Source organism: Vibrio sp. YQ_11, assembly GCF_043103065.1.
Lineage (GTDB): Bacteria > Pseudomonadota > Gammaproteobacteria > Enterobacterales > Vibrionaceae > Vibrio > Vibrio parahaemolyticus.
Genome location: NZ_JBICJM010000009.1, coordinates 257,099 through 282,630, shown reverse-complemented (window position 1 = coordinate 282,630; position 25,532 = coordinate 257,099). Strand labels below are relative to the sequence as shown.

Here is a 25,532-nt window from a genome sequence, read left to right as displayed (position 1 = left end):
CTGTATGAAAGCGCTGCTCAGTCTGTTTAGCGGCGCTTTTTTTGTTTCCCCTTAACCCCCTCAATTGAAAGCCTTGAAGATTACAAGGTTGATATTTCCAATATTGTCGAAAGGTTTAATTGTAATCATCGTTATTCGACGATAAACTAATGAAACTTTCTCCAGCTTCCTACTAAGCTTCAGGTGATGCTTATCTTGGAACTGGTCATCCCAATTCACTAACAGATGGCAATCATTACGCTATGTACGCATTAGAAATTGAACAATTACGTAAAACGTATGTGGGCGGCTTTGAAGCGTTAAAAGGCATCAGTCTACAAGTTAAAAAAGGTGACTTTTACGCGCTTCTTGGACCTAACGGTGCAGGAAAATCAACCACGATCGGCATCATCTCTTCTTTGGTTAATAAGACCTCTGGAGTGGCAAAAGTTTTTGGTTATGACATTGATACTGATTTAGAACTTGCCAAGCAAAACCTTGGTTTAGTGCCTCAAGAATTCAACTTCAACCAATTTGAAACGGTTGAGCAGATCGTCATTCAACAAGCGGGTTACTATGGTGTTTCTAAAATTCTGGCAAAAGAGCGAGCCGAAAAATACCTGAAGAAGCTCGATTTATGGGAGAAGCGCAAAGAGCGCGCTCGTAACTTATCGGGTGGTATGAAGCGTCGCTTGATGATTGCTCGCGCGCTCATGCACGAGCCAAAACTGCTGATTTTGGATGAGCCGACGGCAGGGGTGGACATTGAGCTGCGTCGTTCAATGTGGGATTTCCTCAAAGAAATCAATCAGCAGCAAGGGATCACTATCATTCTTACTACGCACTATTTAGAAGAAGCGGAAATGCTGTGTCGCAACATAGGCATTATCAATCGCGGCGAGTTGATTGAAAACACAACCATGAAAGCGTTGCTCAGCAAGCTCAGCGTAGAAACCTTTATTCTAGATATCGAGACTGACGGCGAAGTGCCTGAGTTGAATGGTGTCAATCGTCAAAGCTTAATCGATGGCTCATTAGAAATTGAGTTAGATAAAAGCCAAGGTCTCAATGCGGTGTTTGCTCAATTAACGGAACATGGCGTGAAAGTGCTGTCGATGCGCAATAAAGCCAACCGATTAGAAGAACTGTTTGTCAGCATTGTCAGAGAGGGGAGCAAGTAAATGTACCAACTGTATTGGACGGCATTTCGTAGTTTGCTGGGTAAAGAGGTGACGCGCTTCTCGCGTATTTGGGTACAAACTTTGGTACCACCAGCGATTACGATGACGCTGTACTTCATCATCTTCGGTAATCTGATCGGTTCTCGAATTGGTGAAATGAGCGGATTTAGCTACATGGAATACATCGTGCCGGGTTTGATCATGATGTCGGTGATCACCAACTCGTATTCAAATGTCGCATCTTCATTCTTTAGTGCAAAACTGCAAAAGAACATCGAAGAGTTGTTGGTTGCACCTGTGCCAAACTACGTCATCATCGCAGGTTATGTCATGGGGGGTGTAACCCGTGGCTTGCTGGTTGGTGCTATTGTGACGTGCGTGTCGCTGCTGTTTGTAGATCTACAGGTTGAGCACTGGGGCATCATTGTGGCGACGGTATTTATGACGTCGGTGGTGTTTGCTCTTGGTGGATTGATCAATGCGGTTTACGCAAAGACGTTTGATGACATCTCAATCATTCCTACGTTTGTATTAACGCCGCTTACCTATCTTGGCGGTGTGTTTTATTCGATTAGCCTGTTGCCTGAGTTTTGGCAAGGTGTATCGAAAATCAACCCAATTGTTTACATGGTGAATGCATTCCGTTACGGATTTTTAGGCGTATCGGATGTCGGTATCGTGACTTCATTTAGTGTACTGGGTGTGTTTGTTGTGGTGCTATACGCCATTGCCCACTACTTGGTAACAAAAGGGATTGGGCTACGAAGCTAAGCCATGCTCATAAAGAAAAGAGCAGCGATTTACGCTGCTCTTTTGCATGCACAACAATACATACCCATACAATCTTCCGGTTTTTATCATGATAGGTTTCAATCATTTGTAATAAATGAGTGATCCTATGAATATTGTCCCGCCGCCGCTTTTTTCCTATCAGTTACTTAAGCCCAAATATTGGTCTGTTTGGCTGGCATTTGGAGCTCTAGCAATCATTGTTAATGTACTGCCATATGTGGTTTTACGAATCTTAGGTAGAAGCATCGGTTGCGTTGCGATGCATTTAATGAAGCGCCGATACAAGATCGCTTTGCGTAATCTTCAGCTATGTTTTCCTGATTACACAGATTGGCAATGCAAGGATGTGGTACGAAAAAACTTTCAATACACGGGAATGGCGCTCATCGAAACTGGTATCGCTTGGTTTTGGCCAGACTGGCGAATTAATCGCATAACTTCTATTGTTGGCAAAGATCGTCTGCTCACAGAGGAAAAGAACGGTCGCGGTGTATTAGTGGTGTGTAGTCACCATTTGAACTTGGAAATAACCGCTCGTATTTTCAGCCAATTTGCCAAAGGCTATGGTGTTTATCGACCAAACTCAAACCCTGCTTATGAATTTATTCAACATCGAGGCCGAACTCGTTTTGGGCATCAAATGATTGATCGAAAAGACGTTAAATCAATGCTCAAAGTTCTGAAAAATGGCCATCGACTTTGGTATTTACCTGATCATGATTATGGTGCCAGCCATTCTGTTTTTGCACCGTTCTTTGCCGTTGAACAAGCTGCGAGCACTGTGGGGGCTAGCGTGCTTATTGACGCAACAAATTGCGCGGTCATATCAGGTGTCACAGTGAGCAGGAGTCATCACTACACGTTGTATATTGGGAAGGATCTCAGTGAGTATTTTGAAAGGCGTAATGCGATGAAAGCGGCAAGTATCTTGAACCAAGAACTCGAAAAAATGATAAGACGCGACATTCCTGCGTGGATGTGGTTGCACAAACGGTTTAAAACACGTCCTGAAGGATTTGATTGCGTCTATACGTAGAACATAAAAAAGGTCGACACAAGGTCGACCTTTTTCTTTTGAGCGTTTGACTTATTCAGCGTTTGCTGCGGTACCATCATTAGATTCTGCTTCATCTTTCGATTCCACAACCATATCAACAGTTTGGTTGTCGATAAGACGAGCTTGACCTAAGAATGCCGACATCAGAATGACAGCTTGTGTCGTTTCTGGTGTGATCACTTGCAGAGTACGAGCATCACGAATGAAGATCTCATCAGGATGAAGACCGGCAGCGCGTAGCTGATCATTTGCATCTTCAATGATGGATGCGTAATCATCGCGGCCACCACGAATGGCACTGCTGATCCAACGCATTGTACGAGCAAGTACTGGCGCACGTTGACGTTCATCCAGTGTCAGCAGGCCATTGCGTGAACTCATTGCTAAACCGTCCATCTCTCGTACGGTTGGTACACCAATGATTTCAATATCCATTGCTAGGTCATCAACCATCTTGCGGATAACTGCAAGTTGTTGGAAGTCCTTCTCGCCGAAGCATGCTACATCCGGTTGTACGATGTTAAATAGCTTATTCACAATGGTCGTCACGCCACGGAAGTGACCTGGGCGAGACGCGCCTTCTAGAATCGTTGAGAGGCCAGGAACATCGACGAAGGTTTGCTTATCCAGACCTTCTGGGTAGATGATTTCTGGAGTTGGCGTGAATACCACATCGACGCCTTCTGCCGTCAACTTGCTTAAGTCTTCTTCAAGCGTACGTGGGTAGTTATTTAAATCGTCTGCACGATCAAATTGCATCGGGTTTACAAAGATGCTTACGACAACGATATCAGCATATTCGCGTGCTTTACGCACTAAAGTTAAGTGACCTTCGTGAAGGTTGCCCATTGTAGGGACGAAGGCAATTTTACGACCTTCACGTTTAAAGGTTTTAAGGTGTTCACGAACTGCTGAGATTTCCGCAAAAGTTTGCATGCTTTTATCCTCTAGGCAATGGTATGAGCGTCGTCTGGGAATACACCGTTTGCTACATCTTCAATATATTTTGCAACGGCTTTGCGCATATCACCTGTTTCAGCAAGGAAGTTTTTGGAGAATTTAGGCATGTAGTTGGCAGAGATGCCGAACATATCATGCATTACAAGAATCTGACCATCCGTTACGTTACCCGCACCGATACCGATAACTGGTACGTCGAGTACTTTAGTAATGCGTTCTGCCAGTTCTGCAGGCACACATTCTAGTAGGACGATTTGAGCGCCTGCTTCTTGTAGCGCTAACGCATCTTTTACTATGCGATCCGCTTTTTCTTGATCGCGACCTTGGATTTTGTAACCACCAAAAATGTTAACAGACTGAGGGGTTAAACCAAGGTGAGCACAGACTGGCACCGCGCGTTCAGTAAGCATCTTAACGGTATCAACTAGCCAGTCGCCACCTTCGATTTTTACCATGTTTGCGCCTGCGCGCATCAATTTTGCTGCGTTCTCACACGCTTGCTCTGGTGTTGCGTAGCTCATGAATGGCATATCGGCCATTAGTAAGCAATTCGGGCTGCCAGCACGTACACAGCGAGTGTGGTACACGATGTCGTCTACCGTTACTGGTAGCGTATCGTTTTCACCTTGCAATACCATACCAAGTGAATCACCAACTAAAAGAACGGGCATTTCTTGGCTTTCAAAAAGTTGTGCAAAGCTCGCATCGTAAGCGGTTGAAGTAGCAAATTTACGACCTTCTTGCTTCCACTTGATAAGGTCGTTGATGGTCATCTTTTTCATTGTTTTATCCTTACTAGGAGCTGGCTATGACTGCCAAATTCTGAGGCCGTTTCTATCTACTTGTTCCAGTAGTTCAGAGACCTCGGTCCCATCAGGGAGTTGTAAACTTGGTGCAATTTCCGCAAGAGGGTAGAGTACGAATTCGCGCTCTCGCATTCCGTAATGAGGAACAATAAGTCTTTCGGAATTAATCACCTCATTGCCGTAAAGAACGATATCAAGATCCAAGGTTCTTGGTCCCCAACGTTCGTCTTTTCGGACACGCCCTTGCTCTTGCTCAATTGCTTGGGTGCAATCAAGTAGCTCAAGAGGCGTCAAATTTGTTTTGATCGCCACAACCGCATTGATGTAATCCGGCTGATTTTGTGGCCCCATAGGCGTGCTGCTGTATAGCGAAGACGCTTGTACAAACTCAGAGTTTGGTAATGTTTTTAGAGCCTCAATCGCTTGCTGAGCTTGGCTGACAGGATCAGCCAAGTTACTGCCTACCGCAATGTACGCTGTGATCATGATTTCGGCTTACTCTTTTTCTTGCGAAAGGTTTTGCGGCGACGTTGGCCCGATTTTGGTGCTTGACCATCTAGGTCTGCGGCCATCGCTTGGCGCATTTCTCGGCCTGCATTTTGGAAAGTTTCCCACCACTTAGCAAGCTTCAGAGTGTCGCCACCCTCAATTTCACCGCGCATTTCAAGAAAATCAAAGCCAGCTCTAAATTTGTTGAGTTCCATTAGGCGGAACGCACGTTTGCCATTACGTCGTGGAAGGCGCAATTGCAGCTGCCAAATCTCACGGATGGTCGCAGTATGGCGACGTGGAATTGCGATGGTGCGAACTTGATCATCAAGAATGATGTTGCTCGCTTCCATGATCGCGTCGTAATGACACAAGTTATGCTGATCCATGAGTTTGTCTGCTAGTGCACACAGCGGGTACCACAGCATTGCAGCAAACATAAATGCTGGGTTAATGCGCTTGCCATCTTCAATACGCATGTCAGTGGAATCCAACACAAGATCGAGCATTTGTTCAGTATGCGACGAGTAGTCTTCTGTGAAGTGCTCCGAAATGGCTGGGAACAGCTGTTGGAATAAGTTGTATTCACGTAGCAGGTGGTATGTCTCTAGACCATGGCCTGACTGCAAGAGTTTGAGTGACTCTTCGAAAAGACGAGCGGAAGGAATTTCACGCAGTAGCGGCGCCATCTCTTCGATTGGTGCAGCTGTGTCTTCTTCAATATCAAAGTCCAGTTTCACGGCAAAGCGAACTGCACGCAGCATGCGCACTGGGTCTTCACGGTAGCGTGTTTCTGGATCGCCAATCAGACGAATCAGACGATCTTCTAAATCTTCGATACCGCGCGCGTAGTCGTGGATCGAGTAATCAGCGATGTTGTAGTACATCGAGTTGATCGTAAAGTCACGGCGCTCAGCGTCTTCATCAATGGTGCCGTACACGTTATCGCGTAGCAGCATACCTTCTTTGGATTGCTGAGAGATGTTTTTGTTCTTTTGCTCTTGATGGTGACCGCGGAATGTCGCCACTTCGATGATGTCTCGGCCAAACATAATGTGTGCCAGACGGAAGCGTCGGCCAATCAAGCGGCAGTTTCTAAATAGCTGCTTGATCTGTTCTGGCGTTGCGTTGGTCGCAATATCAAAGTCTTTCGGTTTTTGTCCAAGCAGTAAGTCTCGAACCCCGCCACCCACAAGAAAAGCATCGAAACCAGCACCGTTTAGTCGGTACAGCACTTTCAGTGCGTTGTCACTGATCTGCTTACGCGAAATGTTGTGCTCTTCACGAGTTATTACATTGAGAGCGAGCTCTGGAACTGTGGCAGGTTCGCTTGGTGTATAGTCGTTTGTATTCATGTGCATCTGGCAATAACTGGGTTTAATCCAATCTTGCTTTGGTTAGTTATCTGCGCCTCTAGGGCTGATTTTGCGGCTAATGATAGCCTACACAGTGCCATTTGAGAATCGCGGTGTGATCTCGATCTCTGATGGCAGTTGTTCTAAGCGCCAATTTTCGCAGCCCCAACGAAGAATTTCGTTCATGCTGGCGGCTTTTATTTCTTCAGGCACATCAAAGCCTAAAAACGTCATGGCATGCAATAAAGCTGGCTTAGGGTTTTCGATATCAATAGCTGTCGCGTGATTTTGTTTCGACAATTTGTTGCCGTTGTCATCCATCGCCAATGGTAAATGCAAGTAGCTAACTTCAGGTTGTCCAAGGATTTGGTACAAACTGATTTGGCGTCCTGTTGGTTCAATCAGGTCTGCACCTCGAACCACTTCAGTAACCCCTTGGTCGATGTCGTCCAATACTACCGCAAGATTATAAGCAAATAATCCATCTCGACGTTTAATAATGAAATCTTCATTAACCAATTGCTCTGGAATCTCAATCATTCCATGTTTCTGATCGAGGAAGCGGGCGACGGGTTTGGTCATTTTTAGGCGAATCGCGCCTTCTTTCAAGTTTTTATCTCGGCAAGTTCCCGGATAAAAGCCACCGTGCTCTTTAATTTGCTTGCGAGTGCATTGGCAATAATAGGCGTCACCGTTGTCGAGCCAAGCGTCGATCTGTGCTTGGTAAAGGTCATGACGCTCGCTTTGATACACCACTTCTCCATCCCAATGCAACTGGTAAGCTTTAAGCGCTTCTAGAATCAGTTGCGAAGCGCCGGGCATTTCTCTTGGTGGATCAAGATCTTCAATGCGTACTAACCAAATTCCGTTGTTTGCTTTGGCTTGAAAATAACTGCCAAGCGCAGCAATCAATGAGCCAAAGTGTAATGGGCCAGAAGGGGATGGGGCAAATCGACCTACGTAGCGTGCCATGGGTGTATCTCGAATTTATTAGATGTACAGTTTAGTCATCGTAAGTAACGCTTCAGCTAGGTTTTGTAAACACGAAGTGGCAATAGCGTTTTGCCTGTGGAGAGTGTTTGTGGTTCTGAGCGCTTACGGGACTGATATTAGCCAAAACAAAAAGGGAGCCTTAGCTCCCTTCAGTAATCAAATGCGTGGTGATTAACCTTGCATCTGCTTCTCTTTGATTTCTGCAAGTGTTTTACAGTCAATACAAAGGTCTGCAGTTGGACGTGCTTCAAGGCGACGAACGCCAATCTCAACGCCACAAGACTCACAGAAACCAAAATCATCTTCTTTGATTTTGTCTAATGTTTTTTCAATCTTCTTGATCAAACGGCGCTCACGGTCACGATTACGCAGTTCTAGGCTGAACTCTTCCTCTTGAGAGGCGCGGTCAACTGGATCTGGGAAGTTTGCTGCTTCGTCCTGCATGTGGTGAACGGTACGATCTACTTCAGCTCGTAGTTGGTCACGCCAAGCTGTTAAGATTTTCGTAAAGTGTTCAACCTGCGCTGGTGACATGTATTCTTCACCAGGCTTCTCCTGATATGGCTCCACGCCGGCAATGGCTAGGATGCCGATCGTTTTCTTCTTTGCTTCTGGCATACAGCATCTCCTACTTACACCTAGTCAACTGCTACGCAGTCAATTTAAGGCGGGTATCTATAGCAAAAAGAGGCGGTGCAAGCAAACACTGAATCGCAAAGTTGTCGTCAATGTGAAGACGACATCATTTTTTCTCTTAATTGATAAAATCAATAGCGGAAATTAGCTTCATTTCAGTATTGCTCAGTTCGGCTTTATAGCAGAGAACTTCTACTCCGGCGTCTTGTGCTTGTTTGAGTAATAGTGAATATTTCGCGTCTATATGGTGTGCCGCGGATACTTTTTCAATACCTGAATGTAAAACAGTGAATAAAAGTATGGCTCTACTTCCATTTTGTGCCATTTCTGTGAGCTCTCTCAGGTGCTTTTGACCACGAGTCGTGACGGCATCTGGGAAGTATCCTTGTCCAGCTGAGCCTGTCTCATCAAGAAGAGTGACGCTTTTCACTTCTATATAGCACTTTGGCTTGTCGCTTGCGCTGAGCAAGATATCAATTCGACTATTTTCATTGCCATATTTCACTTCAGTTTGAAGTGTGTCATATCCGCAAAGCTCTGAAATGACATTATTTTCAATAGCCTCAACGGCTAATTGGTTGGCGCGGGCAGTATTGATACAAATACGATGCCCTTGCGCGGTTTCACTTAGCTCCCAGCTGTTGGGGTATTTGCGTTTTGGGTTGTCGGACGTTGAAAACCAAACTTTATCACCGGGTGTCGCGCAACCTGTCATCGCACCGGTGTTCGCACAGTGGATGGTGCGCAGCTCACCATTATCAAATTCGATATCAGCAAGGAAGCGTTTGTAGCGTTTAAGTAGAGTGGCTGACTCTAAAGCGGGTTTGAATTGCATTTGCTTATTTAGACGGGAATGTTTTTATGTACAATGTTGCCACCATTACACCACAAGGTATTTCCTTTGTCACAATTGCCGATTGAAGCCGTGATGCCCCAGCTACTTACGGCGGTCAAACATCAACATCAGGTTATTTTAAAAGCCGCGCCTGGTGCGGGTAAATCGACGTATTTCCCTTTACAACTTATCCAAAACCAAGTGGTGACTGGGAAAGTCATCATGCTTGAACCAAGACGATTAGCCGCGCGCAATATCGCGAGATATTTGGCCGAGCAACTTGGCGAGCAAGTTGGCCAGCGAGTGGGGTATCGCGTTCGTGGCGAGACAAAGGTAAGTGCTTCTACTCAGTTAGAAATTGTGACTGAAGGGGTCATGACTCGCATGATCCAAAATGACCCTGAGCTAGATGGCGTCGATTTGCTGATTTTTGATGAGTTCCATGAGCGCAGTATTCATGCCGATACGGCTTTGGCGCTTAGCTTGGAAGTTCAAGAAGCATTGCGAGACGATCTTAAGCTGGTGGTGATGTCGGCAACGTTGGAGCAAGAAGCGTTGCAATCCTTACTGCCGGAAGCTTGTTATATTGAATCTGAAGGGCGCAGCTTTGCCGTGGAAACTCGCTATGCTCCGCTGACTGCCAACGATCATCTTCCAACGGTAATGGCAAAAAATATAGAGAGTTTGATGAATAAAGAGTCAGGCTCTCTGCTTGCGTTTCTTCCCGGTGTGGCGGCCATTAAGCAAGTGCAAGAGCGGTTATCGCACTTACCGGACGATGTTGAAGTATGCCCGTTGTATGGTCAGTTGAGCTTTACTGAGCAACAGAAAGCCATCTCTCCTGCAGAAAAAGGTAAGCGCAAAGTCGTATTGGCAACCAACATTGCGGAAACCTCTCTGACAATTGAAGGTATTCGCCTTGTGGTGGATTCTGGTTTGGAGCGTGTTGCGCGTTTTGACTTGAAAAATGGCCTTACACGATTGGAACAAACGCGTATTGCTCAATCGTCTGCCATCCAGCGAGCTGGTCGTGCTGGTCGGATTGAAGAGGGGATTTGCGTTCGCCTCTATTCAGAAAGTCAACTCAAGCAACAGCCACAAGTGCCACAACCTGAGATTTTGCATTCCGATCTTGCGAGCTTGGTAATGGAGCTGGCGTTTTGGGGGACGACCGATATTCATGAGCTAAAATGGCTCGATATTCCTTCTGCTGCCGCGCTGCAACAAGCTAAGCAGTTGTTGTTTTCATTAGGGCTTATTACCGAGCAAGGACAACTGACTGCGGAAGGAAAGCAGGCTCATGACTTGGGCGTAGAACCTCGCGCGGCAGCGATGTTAATTAAATCGCAATCCCACAGCGATAAGATGGTAAATGTCGCTTTGGCGGCTGTCGCCCTAATTGAAGAGCCAGAGCGTAATACAACGAATATCGCACATAGCTTGCATCGTTGGTTGTCCGGTTCTCATCCGAAAAAATCGTTGTTATTGAAGCGCGCACAATCTCTTGCGCATAAACTCGATACCATGTTTAGCCTTCGAGAAGTGGATGAAGATGTATTGCCGTTGGTGTTGAGCTTGGCGTTTCCCGATAGGATCGCTCAGCAACGCACCAATCAATTTGGTCGCTTTGCACTAGCGAATGGTCATGGTGCAGAATGTCGTCCTGACGATATGTTAGGCGGCTGTGAGTACTTGGTCGCGATTGATCTGATGCGGTCTCATTCCAATTCGAGCCAAATACATTTAGCGTGTGAATTGGACGTCAATATATTGCAAACGACTTTTGATTCGCTATTTTCTACTGAAGAAGTAGTGGATTGGGATGAAAAGAAAGGGCGTTTAGTGGCCGAGAAACAACGAAAACTCGGTCAATTGGTGATTGAAAGGGTGTCATTACCTAATCCGGGTAAAGAAAAAATGACACAAGCTTTACTCACTTATGTCCGCCGTCAGGGCTTAAGCAGTCTAAACTGGACGCCGGCAGCGGAAAGCCTGCTTGAACGTATTCGCTGTGCGGTGGATTGGTTACCTGAGCAAGCATGGCCAATGTTTGATGAAGCCAGTTTGTTGGATTCATTAGACGAATGGTTAGAACCGTACATGACGTCGGTCGCTTCGGTGAAAGATCTGAGCAAGATAAACTTGGTCGAAGCGCTTAATGCTCGATTAGGCTGGCCACTCAATCAACACTTGGATGAATGGTTGCCAGAACATTATCAGTTACCGACTGGGACTAAAAAGCGCATTCGCTATCAACATGGGCATGAGCCCGTATTGTCAGTGCGAATGCAAGAAGTGTTTGGGGAAAGTACGTCGCCAACGGTGGCCCTTGGCCGCAAGCGTTTGGTGCTTGAACTACTTTCTCCCGCACAACGTCCACTGCAAGTGACGTCAGACTTGGCGGCTTTCTGGAATGGAAGTTACAAAGACGTTCAAAAAGAGATGAAAGGGCGCTACCCAAAACACAGGTGGCCTGATGACCCGGCAAACCACGTAGCGACAACGAAAACGAAAAGACAATTGAATAATGACTGACAGTAAGAAGCCAAGCGCTAAGAAAGCGCCTGCGAAGAAAAGTACAGCCAGCAAAGGCACCACAAAACGCCCTCGTCGCACGCCGAGTAAAAAGCCAACCAACGAGAAACGTTCTTGGCTCAAAGTGTTGTGGTCTTTCAGCTGGAAAGCCGGCGTTGCTCTTGCTGCGGTGTTGCTGTTTGTTGGTATTTACCTAGATAGTGTGGTTAAAGAACGCTTTGATGGGCAGCTATTCGAATTGCCTACCGTTGTGTACGCGCGCATTTTGAACCTCAATCCAGGTGAAAACATCACCATTCAAGAGCTTCGCAACGAATTAGATGTACTGAACTACCGCAAGGTAAGTCAGCCTCGTTACCCTGGTGAGTATTCTTCTTCTTCGACTCGTGTTGAACTGATTCGCCGTCCTTTTGAATTTGCTGATGGCCCAGAACCGGATCGCCACGTCATGCTGCACTTCTCAGACAGCGGTTTACAGCGTATTCAATCTTTAGAGTCAAAAGGCGATCTAGGCTACTTGCGCCTTGAGCCAAAGATGCTGGGGATGCTTGAAAAAGATCGTGATGAGCAACGTCTGTTCTTACGTCGTGACCAATTCCCTGAAATTTTAGTTGATGCCTTGTTGGCGACAGAAGACCGAGACTTCTATCAGCATGATGGTGTTTCACCATTGGCTATTGCCCGTGCTTTAGTGGCGAATATCAAAGCGGGTCGCACCGTGCAAGGTGGCAGTACCTTAACGCAGCAGCTAGCGAAAAACTTATTTCTAACCCGTGATAAAACGCTGTGGCGTAAGGTGCGCGAAGCTTATATTGCGCTTATTCTTGACTACCGTTACAGCAAAGACCGCATTTTAGAAGCCTACCTCAATGAAGTGTATTTGGGCCAAAGCGGCGGCGAAGCGATCCACGGTTTTGGCTTAGCATCGCGCTACTACTTTGGGCAGCCAATCCAAGAGTTGCGAATTGATCAACTTGCGATGCTGGTGGGCATGGTGAAAGGACCGTCGTACTACAATCCTGTTCGCTATCCTGAGCGCACTAAAGAGCGTCGAGACTTGGTGCTTCGATTGCTGATGCAACAAAACATGCTCACATCGCAGCAATATGAACAAGCTGTGAGTCGACCTCTTGATACACAAAGCAAACCACGTATTGCGAGCCGTCAGCCTGCATACTTCCAGCAATTGAATATCGAGCTGAAAGAGAAGGTCGGTGATCGCTTCAAGGCTGAAACTGGTCTGCGCGTGTTTACGTCTCTTGATCCTGTCTCTCAAAGTAAAATGGAGCAGGCGATCGCGAAGAAAATACCGGATTTAGCGAAGCGAGGCGGCAAAGAGCTTGAAGCTGCTGCCGTGGCTGTTGATCGCCACAGTGGTGAAATTCGTGCCATGGTTGGTGGTAAACGCGTGGGTTATGAAGGCTTTAACCGTGCGCTTAATGCTAGTCGTCCAATTGGTTCGTTGGTCAAGCCGGCGATTTACCTGACCGCGCTTGAACAGCCAGACAAATACAATTTGGGGACGACGCTGCACGACACGCCTCTAAGTTTGAAAGGTAGCAAAGGCTCGGTGTGGACTCCGCGTAACTACGACCGTAAATACCGCGGTGATGTGCCACTTTACCTTGCGCTTGCGAAGTCACTGAATGTACCAACGGTAAGGTTGGGGATGGAGCTTGGTATTCCAGAAGTGTCTGGCACGCTTGAACGTTTAGGCGTCAACAAAGATGAGATTCGTCCTGTGCCTTCTATGTTCTTGGGCTCGTTTTCATTGACGCCATTTGAAGTGGCGCAAATGTACCAAACACTGACTAACTCGGGTAAACGCGCTAAGTTGACCGCGCTTCGTTCCGTCATCGATATGGAAGGTAACGTGCTTTATCAATCGTTGCCTCGTTCCTCTCGCGCGGTTGATGAACAAGCGGCTTGGCTAACGACTTACGCGATGAAACAAGGTGTCGCACAAGGTACAGGCCGCTACCTTCAAAGCCAATTCGCTTGGGCTGCATTGGCGGGAAAAACGGGCACCAGTAACGATACTCGTGATAGCTGGTTTGTCGGGATTGATGGCCGTGAAGTGACGACCATTTGGCTAGGCCGTGATGACAACAAGCCAATCAACCTTACGGGGTCAAGCGGTGCATTGCGTGTTTACGCGGAATACTTGGCGCAGCGAATTCCTGAGCGTTTGGAGTTGCCTTGGCCTAAAGAAGTGACGACGCTTGGCTTTAAACCGACCTCCAACGGTGGTTTAGAGATGAATTGCCGCAGCGATTACAAACTTCCAGTATGGGATAAAACGGGTCAAATCAAACAACAGTGTGAGAAAAAATCTAACTGGTTGAATAGTTTGTTTGATTGGTAGGATCTCCAAATCAACAACATGGACTTGTTTCACTGGTCAATTCTTAGTACATATTAGTGATCAAGTATTCAGTAAAGGAAGAAGTGGATGTTCAAAACGCTGTCATCAAGCCCGATGTCGCGCTATTTCGCGTTGTGGGTAAGTTTGTTTTTGATAGCCACTCCTTCTGTTGCTCAAGTCAAAAATGAGGATACTCCGACTCGTCCTAAAGTCGCGGTTGTTCTCGCTGGTGGCGGCGCAAAAGGCTCAGCCCACATTGGTGTACTCAAGGCGCTAGAAGAAATGCACATTCCTGTCGATATCATCACAGGGACAAGCATGGGAGCTTATGTTGGCGGCTTGTACGCGACAGGCATGAGCGCCGATGAAATCGAAAGTTTTATCTATTCTGTTGATTGGAACAGTGGTTATCGTGATCGCGTCGATCGCAGTCAGCGTCGCGTTCGTGACAAAGAATATGAAGACCGCTATCAAATCACGACCGACCTTGGTTTACGGTTCGGCGAGGTTCGTGCTCCAACTGGTGTGGTTCAAGGGCAAAACATGTTGCGTGTGTTGCGCGAGACCACAGGCAACCTCGGACGTTTTGACTCCTTTGATGAGCTTGCCATTCCTTACCGTTCCGTTGCGACAGATATTTTAGAACTGGACGAAGTGGTGATCGGCAATGGTTATTTAGTTGATGCCATGATGGCCAGTATGTCTGTACCCGGTGCGCTCCCTCCGTATAAGTTAAATGGCCACATGCTTGTTGACGGTGGCGTGGTCAACAACATGCCAGTGGATGTTGCGCGTGCGATGGGCGCGGATGTGGTTATCGCGGTAGACATCAGTACCGACTACAAAACCGAAGATGATTTTACTGGGCTGTTTACCGTTGCAGACCAACTCTCCAACTATCTGGTGCGTCGCAGTACCCAGCAGCAAGTCGAAACCCTGCAAGAACACGATGTTTACATTCGTCCCAATGTCGGCCAAATGGAAACCGTCGAGTTCGACAAAATGCCTTGGGCTTTTCAATCTGGCTATGACATCACCAAAGAAATGGAGTCGAAGCTAGTGGGACTACGTTTATCAAACGCGGAGTATCAAAAGTACATCGACCATAAGCAGGAAGTTCGCAAGAAGCTCGTTTACGGTGATGATCGCGTAGTGGATGAGATTGTGATTGTAAACAATACCCACTATAGCGATGTTTTGTTGACCAACCGTTTGGAACTGGAAACTGGCCGTAAAATCGAAACGGCTGAAATCGAAAAAGCGGTAGAAAACCTCTATGCATTGGACCGATTTGAGTTAATTACTTATCACTTTGAAGAAGTCGATGGTTCGAATTTATTGGTGTTTGACGTTAACGAAAAATCTTGGGGGCCAAACTACCTTAACTTCCGTTTCTTCCTCGAAGATGACTTTGATACCGACAGCCAATACGGCATAGGGATGTCGACTAACTTTACCAACTTAAACTCGCACGGTGCTGAAATGGCACTCAACGTTGAGATGGGCACAGATAAGCTCATTGAGGCGGAGCTGTATTCTCCGGTTCTGTCGAGCCAAGAGTTTTTTGTTGCTGGTAAGGTGGCGTACAGCAGTGAAGGGCGAAACTTGCCGGTCAGTGATGATGACTCGAGTTTAAGTTCGGTGAACGATTTTTTGCCAGTGTCTTATACCGAGTTTGTTTCCGAGATAGCGATTGGTATTCAGCCTACGTTGTGGCAAGAGTTGAGATTGGGCGGTCGATACTCTTCGGGTAGCATTGAGTTATCGACATTGGCGTCTGTAGGCAATCTAGATTTTGAGCGAAGAGGCTTGTTTGCCAATTACCGCTTAGACACCCTCGATGATTTTGCTTTTCCTACGCGAGGTTTGTTGGTCGACCTAGAATATTTGGTTTCTCACGATACCAGCCCTCAAGAGATAGGTCAGTCCAAGCCTGAAGATATTGTGGAAGATACAGTGTATGAAATTGACGCTCGATTTAAGGGGGCAATGAGCTATCAGCGTCATACTTTAGTCGGACAAGCAGAATACAGCTTTGTGCAAAGTAAAAATTCGTCGATAACGCTGGACCCTCGTGAGTTAGGGGGCTTTTTGCATTTGTCAGGCATACCGAGAAACAGCTTGATAGGGCAAAACTTATTCTTCAGCAGCTTGGTATATCGCTACAAATGGTTCGACAATGATTTTGGATTGTTTGAAGCGCCAGTTTATGTTGGCGCGTCGCTAGAACATGGCGGTACATGGTCAGACAACGATCTGAAATTGAATGAAGCACCATTGTATAACGCCGCATCAATTTTCTTTGGTGTGGACTCGCCAATTGGACCTATTATGTTGGCATACGGTCGTACGGAGCAGAATATGGAAGCTGTGTATTTGATCGTAGGAACGTCGTTTAAATAATTGGGCTGTAGAAAGCAAAACCTTGGCATATTTGGTCAAAATTAGCAGGACTTTAGTCGTAAGTTGCTATGTTGGTCAAAATGATAAGATTTTAATTTAAGGTTAAATTTGCTATTCTTTTGCCCACAGTTTGGCCTCTACGGCGCTGTTTCTCAATCAGAATTGAATGAAAACAAGGGCAATGGAGAGCCAAGTTTCCAAGGATGTTCACTCCTTTACTTTAACAATAGTAATAATAGAGGAGGAACCGCAATGAGAGGAAAAAGTCGTGCTTGAAGCCTACCGTAAACACGTCGAAGAGCGTGCTGCCGAAGGAGTTGTTCCTAAACCGCTAGACGCAGAACAAGTTGCTGGACTTGTAGAACTTCTGAAAAATCCCCCGCAAGGTGAAGAAGAGTTCATTCTTGACCTACTAGAAAACCGTATTCCACCAGGTGTAGATGAAGCTGCTTATGTTAAAGCTGGTTTCCTGACTGCAGTAGCAAAAGGTGAAGTGTCTTCACCGCTTGTAAGCCGAGAAAAAGCGGCTGAGCTACTGGGTACAATGCAAGGCGGTTACAACATTGCACCGTTAGTTGAGCTACTAGACGATGAAGCCTTGGCTGAAATCGCTGTGAAAGCTCTGTCTCATACGCTACTGATGTTTGATGCTTTCTATGATGTAGAAGAGAAAGCGAAAGCAGGCAATGCTCATGCACAAAAAGTGCTTCAATCTTGGGCGGATGCTGAATGGTTCCTATCTAAGCCTAAGCTTGAAGAAAAAATCACGCTGACTGTCTTTAAAGTGACAGGTGAAACGAACACGGATGATCTTTCTCCAGCTCCTGATGCATGGTCTCGCCCTGATATTCCAGTACACGCGCTTGCGATGCTGAAAAACGAACGTGAGGGTATAAACCCTGACCAGCCAGGCACCATCGGTCCAATCAAACAAATCGAAGAGCTAAAATCAAAAGGTCACCAGCTAGTGTACGTTGGTGATGTTGTTGGTACTGGTTCTTCTCGTAAATCTGCAACTAACTCAGTGCTATGGTTCATGGGCGATGATATCCCTTACGTACCTAACAAACGCGCTGGTGGTTACGTGCTTGGCGGTAAAATTGCGCCTATCTTCTTCAACACAATGGAAGATGCGGGCGCGCTGCCTATCGAAGTTGATGTAACGAAGTTGAATATGGGCGACGTTATCGACGTTTACCCATACGAAGGCAAAGTATGTAACCACGAAACAGGTGAAGTACTCGCTGAGTTTTCTCTAAAAACAGACGTGCTGATTGATGAAGTCCGTGCTGGCGGTCGTATCCCACTGATCATCGGTCGTGGTTTAACAGATAAAGCGCGCCAAGCTCTAGGTCTTGAGTCTTCTGATGTATTCCGTAAACCTGGTGAAGTCGCTGATTCTGGCAAGGGTTACACGCTTGCACAGAAAATGGTTGGTAAAGCATGTGGTGTAGCAGGTGTTCGTCCGGGCACTTACTGTGAGCCTAAGATGACAACCGTAGGTTCTCAAGATACAACGGGTCCTATGACGCGTGATGAGCTTAAAGACCTTGCGTGTCTTGGCTTCTCAGCAGACCTAGTTATGCAGTCGTTCTGTCACACATCTGCGTACCCTAAACCAGTTGACGTGAATACTCACCATACACTTCCTGATTTCATCATGAACCGTGGCGGTGTTTCTCTACGTCCAGGCGATGGCATTATCCACTCGTGGCTAAACCGTATGCTACTGCCAGATACTGTCGGTACTGGTGGCGACTCGCATACTCGTTTCCCGCTAGGTATTTCATTCCCAGCTGGTTCTGGTCTGGTTGCATTCGCAGCGGCAACAGGCGTTATGCCATTGGATATGCCTGAATCAATTTTGGTTCGCTTTAAAGGCAAGATGCAACCGGGTATCACACTTCGTGACCTAGTTCATGCCATCCCTTACTACGCGATTCAACAAGGTCTACTGACTGTTGAAAAAGCCGGTAAAGTGAATGAATTCTCTGGCCGTATCCTTGAGATTGAAGGTCTAGAAACACTAACGGTTGAGCAAGCATTCGAATTGTCTGATGCGTCAGCTGAGCGTTCTGCTGCGGGTTGTACCGTTAAGTTATCTCAAGAATCAATCGAAGAGTACCTAAACTCGAACATCGTGATGCTTAAGTGGATGATCTCGGAAGGCTACGGTGACCGCCGTACAATCGAGCGTCGTATCACTGCGATGGAAGAGTGGTTGGCGAAACCTGAATTGATGTCAGCGGATTCAGATGCGGAATACGCGCATGTGATTGAAATCGACATGGCCGAAATCCACGAGCCAGTACTGTGTGCACCAAACGATCCAGATGATGCTCGTTTGCTATCTGAAGTACAAGGCACTGCGATTGATGAAGTGTTCATCGGTTCTTGTATGACGAACATTGGTCACTTCCGTGCTGCAGGTAAATTGCTTGATAAGTTCAATGGTCAGTTAGCGACGCGCCTTTGGGTAGCGCCTCCAACGAAGATGGATAAAGACCAACTGACAGAAGAAGGCTACTACGGCATCTTCGGACGTGCAGGGGTTCGTATTGAAACTCCAGGATGTTCACTATGTATGGGTAACCAAGCACGCGTTGCTGACAAATCGACAGTCATGTCTACGTCTACGCGTAACTTCCCGAACCGTCTAGGTACTGGCGCGAATGTTTACCTATCTTCTGCGGAGTTAGCAGCAGTAGGTGCAATCCTAGGTAAGATTCCAACCAAAGAAGAATACCTAGAATACGCGAAGCAAATCGACGCAACGGCAACAGATACTTACCGCTACTTGAACTTCCATAAAATGGAACAGTACACCAAGAAAGCTGATGAAGTTATCTTCCAAGAGCCAGCATAAGCAAAGCTAAACGACGAAAAGCACCTCACTTGAGGTGCTTTTTTTATGGACGTAATTCGTTATACTCCGCACCAAATTGATACGAAAAGGCAACCTCGATGGAATTTGAATTCATCCGTAATACGTTGATGGGCGAGTACTACGTAAAATGCAGCATGGGGCATGAGATCGTAGGGCGCTGGTTACAAGAAGAAATCGGGAAAGATCCAGCGAAGATTGCTCAAGTAGAAGCCTTAATTGATAAGGCGTTTTCTCTTCCTTCTCAAGAGTATACTTTAACAGGCACTGAGATCAGCTTGATGATTCAAGGGGATGAAGTTCTGGTGCAGGAGAACGCTCTATCGCACGATTACGATGTAGAGATGGAAAGTGAGTTTGATTTCTATGATGCAGAGAGTACAGCAAGCTGCGGCATTGAAGACTTTGTTGCACTGATTGAGCAATGGAAAGACTTTTTGAGCATTTAATGCACACTTTTGGGTAATCCCATCGGGATTGCTTTATATTTGTGAAAAAGGCGCACCATATCGGTGCGCCTTTTTTGTTTATAAACCTATAAATTACTATAAATCTATCTAATTCAATGGCTTAAAAACTTGGCACGCAGATTGGATTATTAGAAGTGTTTCAGGATGAAAGCTTCGGAGAGAATTGCATGAAAATAATCAACGCCATTATTAAGCCGTTTAAGTTAGACGATGTTCGCGAGGCATTGGCTGATGTCGGTATCGAAGGGATGACAGTATCAGAGGTGAAAGGCTTTGGTCGCCAGAAGGGTCACACTGAGTTGTACCGCGGTGCGGAATACCAAGTGGACTTTCTACCGAAGGTCAAAATAGAAATTGCGACACATGCAGACAATGTTGATCGCGTTGTAGAGGCGATCACAAAAGCGGCGCAGACCGGAAAAATTGGCGACGGTAAGATTTTTGTGTACGACCTGAACCAAGCGGTGCGCATCCGTACGGGTGAAATGGACGCAGAAGCACTTTAAGTATTCAAGGGATTGGAGACACTATTATGGAATTAGCAACAACAGTAACCGAGTTACGTTACGCACTCGACACCTTTTTCTTCCTCATTTCCGGTGCGTTGGTAATGTGGATGGCAGCAGGTTTTGCCATGTTAGAAGCGGGTCTAGTGCGTTCTAAGAACACAACTGAGATTCTAACCAAAAACTTTTGTTTGTACGCGATAGCGTGTACCACTTACCTTGTTATTGGTTACAACATTATGTACGTCGATAACGGAGAAGGCGGTTGGTTACCATCGTTCGGTGGGTTGATTGGTACCCAGGGTGAAGGCGCAGACCATTCTCTTGAATCCGACTTTTTCTTCCAAGTGGTATTTGTTGCAACAGCGATGTCTGTTGTTTCGGGGGCCGTTGCAGAGCGCATGAAGCTTTGGTCATTCTTGCTGTTCTCAGCTGTTTTGACCGCGTTCATTTACCCAATGGAAGGCTACTGGACATGGGGCGGTGGCTTCCTATCTGAAGCTGGCTTTAGCGACTTCGCGGGTTCAGGTATTGTTCATATGGCAGGTGCGTCTGCGGCGCTAGCTGGCGTGTTACTGCTTGGTGCTCGTAAAGGTAAATACGGTAAAAACGGTGAAATCTACCCAATTCCTGGCTCGAACATGCCATTAGCAACACTGGGTACGTTTATTCTTTGGTTCGGCTGGTTTGGCTTCAATGGCGGTTCTCAATTGATGGTTTCAGACTTTGAAAACGCAACAGCGGTTGGTCAAATCTTCCTTAACACGAACGCGGCTGCGGCTGCGGGTTCGATTGCTGCATTGTTTGTGTGTAAAACCACTTGGGGTAAAGCAGATTTAACCATGATCCTTAACGGTGCGCTGGCTGGTTTGGTCGCTATCACGGCAGACCCACTATCACCATCACCTTTGTATGCTGTAGCAATCGGTGCGGTATCGGGTGCGCTAGTGGTATTTAGCATCATCGGTCTCGATAAACTGAAGATTGACGATCCTGTAGGTGCAATTTCAGTTCATGGTGTTTGTGGTTTCTTCGGTCTAATGGTTGTTCCTCTAAGCAACGGTGAAGCGACGTTTGGTGCGCAGCTTCTTGGTGCCGCAGTGATCTTTGCTTGGGTATTTGGTGCAAGCCTAGTGGTTTGGGCGATTCTTAAAGCTACGGTTGGTATTCGAGTTACGGAAGAGGAAGAAATGGAAGGTATGGATATGCACGATTGTGGTGTTGGTGCTTACCCTGAATTCGTAACTGTGAAGTAAATATGCCTTGTAATAAATAGTTACATTCTCGGTATGTAAAAACCTGCTCCGATGAGCAGGTTTTTTTATTTTGGTCGTTGTTTTCTTATTGAACATACATATAATAACGCAACTGATAAACGTTATCATTAGCATGGTAAAGGATTAAACAATGAAAAAACTGCTAACTCTTTCAGCACTGACTTGCGCAACTCTAGCTCCAACAGCAATGGCAGCTGAAGAAGTGAACGTCTACTCTTACCGTCAACCTTTTCTAGTTGAACCAATGTTCAACGAGTTCACTAAAGAAACTGGCATCAAAGTAAACGTTAAATTTGCGAAGGAAGGTCTAGCAGAGAAACTAGCTCAGGAAGGCGAATACAGCCCAGCGGACGTTGTCCTGACTACTGATATCAGCCGTCTAGCAGAACTGACAAACAAAGGTCTAGTTCAGAAAGTTGATAGCAAGATCATTGAAGAAAATGTACCAGCTCAGTACCAAGACAAAGAGAATGAGTGGTTTGCACTTACGCTACGTACTCGTAGTGTTTACTCTTCTCGCGACCGTGTTGGCAAACTAGGTGCGGACTTTAACTATGCTGATCTAGCCAAACCAGAATACAAAGGTAAGATTTGTACTCGCAGCGGCAAGCACCCATACAACGTATCTCTTGTTTCTTCGATGATCGCTCACTACGGCGAAGCAGAAACGAAAGAATGGTTGGAAGGCGTAAAAGCGAACCTTGCTCGTAAACCTCAAGGTAACGACCGTGCACAAGTAAAAGCGATTAAAGAAGGTCTATGTGATGTTTCTTTGGGTAACAGCTACTACCTAGGCAAAATGGTTAACGACAAAGAGCAAAAAGCTTGGGCTGATGCGGTTTACATCAATTTCCCGAATCAAGAAACAACAGGCACGCACGTGAACATCTCTGGTATGGCGATGGCGAAATACGCTCCAAACCGAGATAACGCGCTTAAGCTAATGGAGTTCTTGACTGGCGAAACCGCTCAGAAGATGTACGCAGAAGTGAACTACGAGTACCCAGTAAAAGAAGGCGTTAAGCGTTCTGAACTTGTGGAATCTTGGGGCGACTTTAAAGCAGACACGCTTTCTCTAGATGATATCGCTTCTCACCATGAAGCAGCGATTAAGCTACTAGATGAAGTGAAATTTGACCTTTAATTCCTTGTGGGGGTATAACTATACCCCCATTTGATTAAAGGATATGAGATGTATTTGCACCAGCATTTGTATTTCATAAAGCCTTGCAGTAATTAGGCAATGAAAGATAGACATTCTCTATGGAAAACCAGTAGTGGAGCGATAACTCTGTTACTGGTTTTGCCGATCTTAGCGATCTTCTACACCGCAATTGGTGAAACGGATAACCTGTTTACACATTTGATGTCGACGGTGATGCCAACCTATATCTATAACACCGTCGTCTTAACGATTGGGGTTATGGTCCTGTCTCTTATTTTCGGTATTCCAAGCGCTTGGTTGATGGCAATGTGTAAGTTGCCAACGGAAAAGTGGTTACAGTGGGCGCTTGTATTGCCATTGGCAATGCCGGGTTACATTATTGGTTACATATTTACGGATTGGTTCGACTTTGCTGGTCCAATTCAAATATTCCTGCGTGATGTCACCGGGTGGGGACCTGGCGAGTATTGGTTCCCTGATATTCGAACCTTACCGGGGGCGACCTTTGTCCTGTCTCTAGTGTTATACCCTTACGTGTATCTACTGTGCCGCGCGGCGTTTATGGAACAGAATGTTTCACTGCTGCAAAGTGCCCGCTTGCTGAAATGCTCACCTTGGGAGAGCTTTTGGCGTATTTCGATGCCTTTGGTGCGGCCTTCTATTGCCGTGGGTTTGTCGCTGGTGGCGATGGAAACCATTGGGGACTTCGGCACTGTCAGCTATTTCGCCGTTAACACATTAACGACAGCGGTTTACGACACGTGGCTTGGTTATTCTAACCTTAACGCGGCCGCTAAAATTTCCGCAATTATGCTGTTGATTGTTGTGCTGCTACTCAGTACAGAACGTTATAGCCGCAGAAAGCAGAAACTATTCCAAAGCCAATTTAACAGCCATGAAGATTTTCGTTACGAGTTAAGTGGCTGGAAAAAATGGGCGGCACTGGTGTGGTGTTGGGGGCTGGTTGCTGTGGCGTTCATTTTGCCATTACTTCAGTTGATTGATTACTCCATTACTTACTTTGAGCAAAGCTGGACACCAGAATTCCGTGAGTACGCGTGGAACAGTCTTGTTGTGTCTGTCATTGCTGCGATCATCGGCGTGGCCGTTGCTCTTGTGGTTAACTTTACTCACCGAGTCAATGGCAAACGTGAAAGCCTTGCTTTTATGCGTCTTTCCTCAATGGGCTACGCAGTACCTGGAACGGTATTGGCGATCGGCGTGATGGTTGCCGTGCTGTTTATGGACTATCGCGTAAACGATATTGCGAAGGCGATGGAATGGGGTAGGCCGGGACTGATTTTCTCAGGCTCAATGTTTGCGTTGATCTTTGCGATGGTGGTGCGTTTCTCAGCTGTTGCGATTGGTAGTATCGAAAGTAATCTAAATAAAATTTCTCCATCGTTAGATATGGCGTCACGCACGATGGGATGTACGCCAAATACGATGCTGTGGCGAGTGCACTTTCCACTGGTAAAACGTGGTGCACTGATCGCGGCATTGTTGGTGTTTATTGAGTCGATGAAAGAGCTCAATGCCTCTCTACTTCTGCGTCCATTCAATTTTGAAACACTGGCAACATACGTATATAACTTTGCCTCGGATGAGCATTTAGAATTGGCAGCTCTGCCTGCTGTATTGTTGGTTCTTGTTGGGTTGATCCCGCTTGTTGTTGTTAACCGTTCACTGGAGCAAAATCACTGATGAGCTGCGCACTATCAATTAAAAACCTAACTTGCCAATACGATGCTCAAACCGTTTTAGAATCTTTGTCGCTTGAAGTGGAACAGGGGCAAATTGTTTGTCTTTTAGGGGCGAGTGGTTGTGGCAAAACGACATTATTGAAAGCGATTGCTGGTTTGCTGCCTCTTACTTCTGGTCAAATGAGCTTAAATTGTCAGACGATTGATGATGGTGAAAATTGGTTGCCGCCAGAAGAGCGCAATATCGGAATGATCTTCCAAGATTATGCACTATTTCCTCATCTGACAGTTGCGCAAAATATAGCCTTTGGCCTGAAGCATCAATCTGCACAAGAAAAACGCGCGAAAGTCGATGAAATGCTAGAACTCGTGCACCTTCAAGGTTACGCCGACCGTTATCCACATCAGCTTTCTGGTGGTCAACAACAGCGCGTTGCGATTGCCCGTTCTCTGGCTTACAGCCCTGATTTACTGCTTTTGGATGAACCGTTTTCGAATATTGATACTCAGGTTCGTCACGAGTTAATCAGCGAGATCCGTAAGATTTTTAAGGCACAAGGCGTTACAGCGATTTTCGTGACTCACAGTCGTGAAGAAGCATTTGCGTTTGCCGACAAAATGGCGGTGATGAACCACGGTGTTATTGAGCAATACGGCACGGCTTCAGAACTCTACTACCAACCTTCGAGCAAGTTTGTTGCAGACTTCTTAGGTGGTGGTAGCTACCTAGCCGCAACGCGCATTTCAGATACGGAATACGAAACCCATATTGGTGTAGTTGAGGCGAGTGCACAGCAAGAGATTCAAATGCAATCTGCTTGTTCATTACTACTGCGACCACAACATGTCCAAATTCAGTCGGATGAAGACAGTGCGGTCACTGTGCTTGAGCAGCACTTCATGGGTGATCATTGTCGTTATGTGATTGATGCTAATGGTGATCGTCTACTGGCTATCGCATCACAGCCGCTTCATATCGGTGAGCGTGTTGCTGTGAAGATCGAAACTCAAGGCGTGCTAGCGTTCGCTTAATGTCTCTGCATACGGGATTGCGAATCCATTCTCGATTTATAGATACAAAAAAGCCCGGCAGTGATGCCGGGCAAGTGCTCTTCTCCTGTTGATGATCGCCTTTTCCAGA

20 protein-coding genes are annotated in these 25,532 nt (G+C 46.3%); 13 read left to right on the top strand and 7 right to left on the bottom strand.

What is annotated here, in order from left to right; all coding sequences use genetic code 11:
* The first annotated feature begins 242 nt into the window (after window positions 1-242).
* From ACF8EG_RS07010 to ACF8EG_RS07000, 3 genes are all read left to right on the top strand, one after another.
* Window positions 243-1,160, top strand: a complete 918-nt coding sequence (locus ACF8EG_RS07010) for an ABC transporter ATP-binding protein (protein WP_062889710.1) — start codon at window positions 243-245, stop codon at window positions 1,158-1,160.
* Window positions 1,161-1,931 carry an ABC transporter permease gene (locus ACF8EG_RS07005; RefSeq protein ID WP_005479696.1) on the top strand — a complete coding sequence of 257 codons (771 nt, stop codon included), beginning with the start codon at window positions 1,161-1,163 and terminating at the stop codon, window positions 1,929-1,931.
* A gap of 127 nt (window positions 1,932-2,058) precedes the next feature.
* A complete protein-coding gene (locus tag ACF8EG_RS07000) occupies window positions 2,059-2,988 on the top strand; it encodes a Kdo(2)-lipid IV(A) acyltransferase (RefSeq protein WP_020841254.1) in 930 nt (309 codons plus the stop codon).
* Window positions 2,989-3,039: 51 nt separating this feature from the next.
* On the opposite strand, the gene panC is transcribed toward ACF8EG_RS07000, so the two are convergent.
* The 7 genes from panC to sfsA all read right to left on the bottom strand — a co-directional run bounded on the left by panC (window position 3,040) and on the right by sfsA (window position 9,083).
* The gene (panC, locus tag ACF8EG_RS06995; RefSeq protein ID WP_020835401.1) at window positions 3,040-3,945 is read right to left on the bottom strand and encodes a pantoate--beta-alanine ligase; all 906 of its coding nucleotides are present in this window, start codon (window positions 3,943-3,945) and stop codon (window positions 3,040-3,042) included.
* Between the two features lie 11 nt (window positions 3,946-3,956).
* The gene (gene panB, locus ACF8EG_RS06990; protein ID WP_069507399.1) at window positions 3,957-4,751 is read right to left on the bottom strand and encodes a 3-methyl-2-oxobutanoate hydroxymethyltransferase; all 795 of its coding nucleotides are present in this window, start codon (window positions 4,749-4,751) and stop codon (window positions 3,957-3,959) included.
* Window positions 4,752-4,775: 24 nt separating this feature from the next.
* A complete protein-coding gene (folK, locus tag ACF8EG_RS06985; protein ID WP_005494002.1) occupies window positions 4,776-5,261 on the bottom strand; it encodes a 2-amino-4-hydroxy-6-hydroxymethyldihydropteridine diphosphokinase in 486 nt (161 codons plus the stop codon).
* On the bottom strand, window positions 5,258-6,625 hold the full coding sequence (gene pcnB, locus ACF8EG_RS06980) for a polynucleotide adenylyltransferase PcnB (RefSeq protein ID WP_015297242.1): 1,368 nt from the start codon (window positions 6,623-6,625) through the stop codon (window positions 5,258-5,260). The genes folK and pcnB overlap by 4 nt, the downstream gene beginning before the upstream one ends.
* A gap of 81 nt (window positions 6,626-6,706) precedes the next feature.
* On the bottom strand, window positions 6,707-7,591 hold the full coding sequence (gene gluQRS, locus ACF8EG_RS06975; RefSeq protein WP_021450009.1) for a tRNA glutamyl-Q(34) synthetase GluQRS: 885 nt from the start codon (window positions 7,589-7,591) through the stop codon (window positions 6,707-6,709).
* Window positions 7,592-7,783: 192 nt separating this feature from the next.
* Window positions 7,784-8,230 (bottom strand): RNA polymerase-binding protein DksA, encoded by a 447-nt coding sequence (gene dksA, locus ACF8EG_RS06970; protein ID WP_005490361.1) that lies wholly within the window; start codon window positions 8,228-8,230, stop codon window positions 7,784-7,786.
* Between the two features lie 136 nt (window positions 8,231-8,366).
* On the bottom strand, window positions 8,367-9,083 hold the full coding sequence (gene sfsA, locus ACF8EG_RS06965) for a DNA/RNA nuclease SfsA (protein WP_020841252.1): 717 nt from the start codon (window positions 9,081-9,083) through the stop codon (window positions 8,367-8,369).
* A 66-nt stretch (window positions 9,084-9,149) separates the two neighbouring features.
* Here sfsA and hrpB point away from each other — a divergent pair, with 66 nt between their 5' ends.
* From hrpB to ACF8EG_RS06915, 10 genes are all read left to right on the top strand, one after another.
* Window positions 9,150-11,618, top strand: a complete 2,469-nt coding sequence (gene hrpB / locus ACF8EG_RS06960; protein ID WP_069507398.1) for an ATP-dependent helicase HrpB — start codon at window positions 9,150-9,152, stop codon at window positions 11,616-11,618.
* Window positions 11,611-13,983, top strand: coding sequence for a penicillin-binding protein 1B (gene mrcB / locus ACF8EG_RS06955; RefSeq protein WP_069484914.1), 2,373 nt, complete (start codon window positions 11,611-11,613; stop codon window positions 13,981-13,983). Before hrpB ends, mrcB begins: the two co-directional genes overlap by 8 nt.
* Window positions 13,984-14,070: 87 nt before the next feature.
* Window positions 14,071-16,386 (top strand): patatin-like phospholipase family protein, encoded by a 2,316-nt coding sequence (locus ACF8EG_RS06950; RefSeq protein ID WP_031814042.1) that lies wholly within the window; start codon window positions 14,071-14,073, stop codon window positions 16,384-16,386.
* A gap of 268 nt (window positions 16,387-16,654) precedes the next feature.
* Window positions 16,655-19,252: a bifunctional aconitate hydratase 2/2-methylisocitrate dehydratase gene (gene acnB, locus ACF8EG_RS06945; protein ID WP_005480203.1), complete on the top strand. Its 2,598-nt coding sequence runs from the start codon at window positions 16,655-16,657 to the stop codon at window positions 19,250-19,252.
* A 98-nt stretch (window positions 19,253-19,350) separates the two neighbouring features.
* Window positions 19,351-19,719 carry a YacL family protein gene (locus ACF8EG_RS06940; protein WP_069507397.1) on the top strand — a complete coding sequence of 123 codons (369 nt, stop codon included), beginning with the start codon at window positions 19,351-19,353 and terminating at the stop codon, window positions 19,717-19,719.
* 188 nt (window positions 19,720-19,907) lie between these two features.
* Window positions 19,908-20,246 (top strand): P-II family nitrogen regulator, encoded by a 339-nt coding sequence (locus ACF8EG_RS06935; protein ID WP_005386570.1) that lies wholly within the window; start codon window positions 19,908-19,910, stop codon window positions 20,244-20,246.
* 26 nt (window positions 20,247-20,272) lie between these two features.
* Entirely contained in the window at window positions 20,273-21,502 is a 1,230-nt protein-coding gene (locus ACF8EG_RS06930) for an ammonium transporter (protein ID WP_005490371.1), read from the top strand.
* 151 nt (window positions 21,503-21,653) lie between these two features.
* Complete coding sequence (locus ACF8EG_RS06925; RefSeq protein WP_005479089.1) at window positions 21,654-22,667, top strand: Fe(3+) ABC transporter substrate-binding protein; 1,014 nt, start codon at window positions 21,654-21,656, stop codon at window positions 22,665-22,667.
* Window positions 22,668-22,766: 99 nt separating this feature from the next.
* Window positions 22,767-24,392, top strand: coding sequence for an iron ABC transporter permease (locus ACF8EG_RS06920; RefSeq protein ID WP_023584004.1), 1,626 nt, complete (start codon window positions 22,767-22,769; stop codon window positions 24,390-24,392).
* On the top strand, window positions 24,392-25,423 hold the full coding sequence (locus ACF8EG_RS06915) for an ABC transporter ATP-binding protein (protein WP_005461276.1): 1,032 nt from the start codon (window positions 24,392-24,394) through the stop codon (window positions 25,421-25,423). Before ACF8EG_RS06920 ends, ACF8EG_RS06915 begins: the two co-directional genes overlap by 1 nt.
* Window positions 25,424-25,532: the final 109 nt, after the last annotated feature.